This is a genomic window from Microbacterium sp. Leaf351 (genome assembly GCF_001423825.1).
Classification (GTDB): Bacteria; Actinomycetota; Actinomycetes; order Actinomycetales; family Microbacteriaceae; genus Microbacterium; species Microbacterium ginsengisoli.
Genome location: NZ_LMPK01000018.1, coordinates 99,857 through 104,951, shown reverse-complemented (window position 1 = coordinate 104,951; position 5,095 = coordinate 99,857). Strand labels below are relative to the sequence as shown.

Sequence of the window (5,095 nt, the reverse complement as noted above, 5' to 3'; positions counted from 1 at the left end):
GATCTCATCAGGATGGCTGATGATCCACTGCAGTCGCACACGAGTTCGCGGTGCCCGGATGCGATACGGTCCCCGCACCACCACGCTCACGTCGTCGACGGCGTCGGTCGGACGCGACGCGGCGTCGAACGCATCGATGACCACGGTGTGGCCGCGCCGTCGGAGGGCACGCGCGAGACCTTCGGCGAAGTGTCGATCCCCCCAGACCGCGCCCTGGCGCCCCGCCGGTGCGCAGATCTTGATCGACCATCTCTGGGCACCGGGATGCGGACGCCGCCACACGAGATCGGCTGACGGGCGCACGGACGGGCGTCGGTGCCGCCAGCCGCGGACGTCGAACCCGGCGGCCCCGATGATGCTCCGAGCGACCGGCGTGTCATCGACACCCGAACGTCGACGCCAATACCGTGCGTCGCGACCGGCGCGGCGGCGCCTGAAGGCGATCTCGGGCTCATCGAAGACCGGTCGGACATCGGTCAGCACGCGCAAGGGCACGCCCGCGCACCGGCGGCGCACGTCGATCGAGATCGCCTCGAGCTCACCGTCGTTGGTCAGCGAGGGCAACGCCCCGGCGCGATCGAGCGTCGCCCGCGCCACGGCGAACGTGCGCCCGGTCAGCAGGGGGACGTCGAGGACCGCGTCGAGCCGGTCCAGATCCTCCGGCGGCATCCACTCCAGGATCCGGCCGGGAATCCCGTGCCCGATCGTCGCTGCTCCGATTCCCGCGACGGTCCCGTCGAATCGCCGATGCGCGGGGATCACGAATGACCCGGCGCCGGCCTCTCGCGCGAGCCGATCCAGTTCCCCCTCGGAGAATTCGGCACGGGCATCGAGCACGATGAGCGTGTCGGCGGCGAGAGAGCTCAGCGCCGCGCCGACCACCCGCGACCAGGTGCTCGTCGCCGCCTCCCGCCGCACGACGAGGGAGGGGACCAGTTGACGAAGGATCATCGCTGACACCCACGCGGATGCGTCGGGGGCGACGAAGCTCACCACGGCGGCGGCGCTGCCATCGGTGGCTCGGTGCGCCGCTTGCGCCAGCTTGCGGTGGTAACGACGATCCCCCGCCTGCAGGATGCGCACCAACCCGACCTCGTGATGCGGGACCGGACCACCGGTGGGCGCGGCACCGCGGCGCCAGGTGCGCGCGGCCTCGATGGCGAGGCGGCGGTACTGGTCGACGCTCATCGTCGTCTCCGCCGCCGCGGTGCGGAGCACCAGCGAGCCGGAGGGGTCGCGCCAGAGACGCTCCAGGGGCGGATCGCCCTCGCCCGCGACGGCTCCGTCGCCGGGTTCATGCCTCGTGGCGTCCCACCAAGGGTGCACGGACACCGTCGCCCGCTCGCTGACGAGATAGGCGTACAGGGCCGGAACGCGCAGAACCTCCGGCAGCTCGGCACCGGCGTACACCTCGTCGAAGAGGGGATTCAGGCTCATTCCGCGACGAAAGCCGCGCGTGACGTAGTGCGCGACGGCCGCCCGTCGCCCGACGCGATGGCCGAGCAGCGCGGAGTAGTACTGCGCGTCGATGAGCGCGGAGGCGAGCACGGTGCGCGCCCACCACACACGGTCGAGCGCACGGATGCCGGCACCGAGGACCGGTGCCGATCGCAGCCCCCGCACGAGACGTCGGATCCGGCTGCGCACCGTACGATCCTAGGCCGTGCTCCGGGAACGCAGACCCCGCAGCACCCTCCGAAGCCGCCGTCGCACCGCTCGCCAGACGGAGACGTCGACGATCGAGCGGCCGCGGTTGCCCGGCGAAACACCGGCTATGCGCTCGAGCACGCGCTTCTCGATGCCGGCCAGGTACAGCGGAAGGCCCGGCCCGTAAGTCGCGATCCACGTCGCGAGGGCTCGATCCCTCACGATCGCATCGTCGCGCGCGTGATCGGCGGACAGTTCGAACATGCTGTTGGCGGCCGCGCCCGTCACTCCGGGACGCTGGGTCCAATACGCGAGCGTCGTTCCTGGGATGAATCCGATCGGATGCCGCGGGAGCACCCGCAGATAAAACTCCCAGTCCTCGACGGCGTCGAGCGACTCGTCATACCCTCCGACCTCGTCATGGAGGGAACGTCGGTAGACGATGGATATCGGCACGATGCGATTGATCACGAGCATCTCGGCCAGCGATATCCGCGACATCCCGGCCCAGAACGGCGCGCGGTCCGCCTCCACCCACCGGCTCCCGCGCCGCTCCTCGTAGACGATCTCGGTGGGCACCGAGACCGCACCGGAATCCGGATGGGCATCGAGCCAGGACGTCGTGCGGGCGAGGAATTCCGGATGCCACAGATCGTCGTCGTCGTGCAGCACGACCAACGGCGCATCGGCTTCTCGAACCCCGGTGTTCGCCGCGATGCACCGTCCGCCCTCCCCCGGCGCGATGTGGACGACGTGCACCTTGTCGGAGACGGAGGAGTCGGCGACGACCTGCTCGACCTCGTGCGGCCGTCCCCCGTCGTTGACCACGACGGCGCGCCACGAGGTCATCGACTGTGCAGCGATGTCCGCCAACGCGCGTTCGAGGAAGTCAGGCCGCTCCTTGGTTCGGACGATGACGTCGACGCGGGCAGCCATGCGACCCATGATAGGGCGCGCCTCACAGCTCCGCGTGGAGCTCCCAGACCCGCGCGGCGTGGTCGGACCAGGAGAAGCCGCGTCCGCGATCGCGGGCCAGCACCCGCAGTCGCGCGCTGTCGCCGATCGCGTCATGCAGCGCGGCGCCGAGCTCGGCGGGGTCGACGAGCACTCCCCCGTCGACGATGATCTCCCGATGGTCGTCGCAGTCCGCGGCGATGACCGGCACCCCCACGGCGAACGCCTCGAGGACCCGCCATGGGAACGCCGAGGCCCGCGAGGGCGCGACGACGGCGACCGCCGCATCCAGCACCGCCGCGCGGTCGTGCGCGTCGAGCCCGGCGAGCACCCGCAGGTGGGCGCTCGGTACCCCGGCCTGTTCCGCCCGCGCCCTCACCCGGTCGACGCGCAGGTCGCCGGCGCCCAGCACGACGATCGGCACATCCGGGGCGCCGCACAGTGCCGCCGCGAATCCGGCGTCGAGGTCGGCCTCGGCACCCGCACCGTCGAGCACGAGCACGCGGTCGGGCACGACGAGCGCGCGGCGGCGTCCGATCGCGTCACCGGGAACGGCGAACCCCTGAGGTGCCGCCCCCGCGATCACGCGTACACGTCCGCGCAGCTTCGTGGTCGCCGCCAGTCGCTCCGCGATCGCATGGGTCGGGACGATCACGGCGTCGGCGTGCCGTTCGGCGCGCTTGAGCATCGCCTTGTGCGCGAGCGCAGCGGTCTTCGACGCGGCATCCGAGAAGTCAGGGATGTCCCAGAGCGTCACGACCGTCTGGTCGTTGTCGTTGATGCGGTCGTGACGCACGAGCGGCGCCGCCAGCGTCGGCGAATGGATGAGTCCGCCGCCGACACCCGGCGCGACGCCGAGCTGCCAGGAGGCGAGAGCGGCGGCCCGCGGCATCCCGACCGTGTCGACGCGGGCGAGCCCCGGAACCTCGCGCGCGAGCGCGGCAGCGTCGCCGGCCGGCACGAGGGCGGCGACCTCGCAGTCCCGCGGCGCGGTCGCGATCAGGGCGCGCGCCACCTCGGCGGATGCTGCCGTGAGTTCCGACGCGGGCGCTCCGACCAGTTGATCGAGCACCACGCGCAGGGTCACCGTCATGGTCTCGAGCCTACCCACCGCGTGTCGGGCGAACCCGAGCGCGCGCTCAGCCGGTGGGGCTCGGAGTGGCGGAGGACGGATGCAGCTTCTCGGCTACGAGCGCGCGCGTGACGGTGAAGTCCGGCTTGTCGGGGTCGATGTTCGCACCGGCGGGCGTGAGCTCGAGCGACTGCACGGGCTGACCCTTCGCCTTGATCGCGAGATCGAGGAAATAGCCGATCATCGAGTCGGGGATGTCCGTTTCGATGATGTGGGTGCCGGCGTTGGCGACATCCTGGAAGCGCGAGAGCACGTTCGCCGGGGTGAACTGCGCGAGGATCGCCTCCTGCAGCTGACGCTGGCGGAGCATCCGGTCCCAGTCGCTCGTCGTGTAGCGCGAGCGGGCGTACCACTGCGCCGTGTCGCCGTCCATGTGCTGCGCACCCGGCTCGATCCACCCGATCGCCCACTTGCTCGCGGGCTCGTTCGTGTACGTCGGCCCCCAGCCCTTCGGGAGTCGTTCGGTGACGGTGATGTCGATGCCGCCGAGCGCGTCGATGAGGGCCGCGAAGCCGTCCATGTCGATGAAGACGTAGTACGGGATCGTGAGTCCGGTGACGCCCTCCGCGGCATCCTTCACCGCTTCGATACCGGGGCTGTATTGATACGTGGTCGCGTCGGGATAGATGTCGGTGCCCTTGCGGAGCACGTTCACCTCGGTGAAGATCTCGTTGATCGCGCAGTGGGCGGTGCCGCAGTTCTTGCCCTTGTAGCCGTCGGGGAAGAGAGTCTGCATCGGCCCCGGCGCGAACGGCACGTCCTTCATGTCGCGCGGGATACCGGTGATGGTGACCTGTCCGGTGTCGGCGTTGACGGATGCCACGGAGATGCTGTCGGGGCGCATCGAATCGCGTCCCGCTCCGCTGTCGACGCCCAGCAGGAGGATGTTGTAGTACCCGTCGGTCGGCGCGACGGCGGGGCCGCCCGAGCTGAACACCGACCCGAGCGCATTCCGTGCCGAGCCGACCAGCACCGCCGCGTACCCCGCGCCGCCGCTGACCACGAGCGTCACCGCGACGACAGCGGCCGGCACCGCGAGGCGTGCCCACGGGCGCGTCTTGATGAGCCGTACGAGCCGCAGCGTGTCGAGGGCGAGCACGATCCAGAGCACGGCGTACGCGACGAGGGCGATCTGGATGATCAGCAGCACGAGACTGTTCGTGACGACGGTGAGGAAGAACGGTCGCCACACAACGGCGACGAGCACGGCCAGAACCGCGAGCACCCACATGACGAGGGTCGCACCGAGGCCGAGTTTCGCGAGGCGGCGGTTGCCCGCCGCGGCCTGTGCCGAGCCCGGGATCAGGAGGTTCACGACGACGAGCCACCAGGCACGCCGCGTCATGACCGCCGGCGACGTGC

At 70.7% G+C, this 5,095-nt stretch carries 3 protein-coding genes and 1 pseudogene; all 4 read right to left on the bottom strand.

All coding sequences use genetic code 11. The annotated features are described in order from the left end of the window. Window positions 1-1,647: pseudogene (locus ASG00_RS15325) on the bottom strand (hypothetical protein); the annotation flags it as partial. 9 nt (window positions 1,648-1,656) lie between these two features. Continuing rightward, the gene (locus ASG00_RS07285; protein WP_056207989.1) at window positions 1,657-2,583 is read right to left on the bottom strand and encodes a glycosyltransferase family 2 protein; all 927 of its coding nucleotides are present in this window, start codon (window positions 2,581-2,583) and stop codon (window positions 1,657-1,659) included. Between the two features lie 22 nt (window positions 2,584-2,605). Then, window positions 2,606-3,694: a glycosyltransferase gene (locus ASG00_RS07280; RefSeq protein WP_056207986.1), complete on the bottom strand. Its 1,089-nt coding sequence runs from the start codon at window positions 3,692-3,694 to the stop codon at window positions 2,606-2,608. Window positions 3,695-3,740: 46 nt separating this feature from the next. Beyond that, window positions 3,741-5,095, bottom strand: a 1,355-nt coding sequence (locus ASG00_RS07275; protein ID WP_235559413.1) for an LCP family protein, incomplete at its 5' end; no start/stop codon positions are given.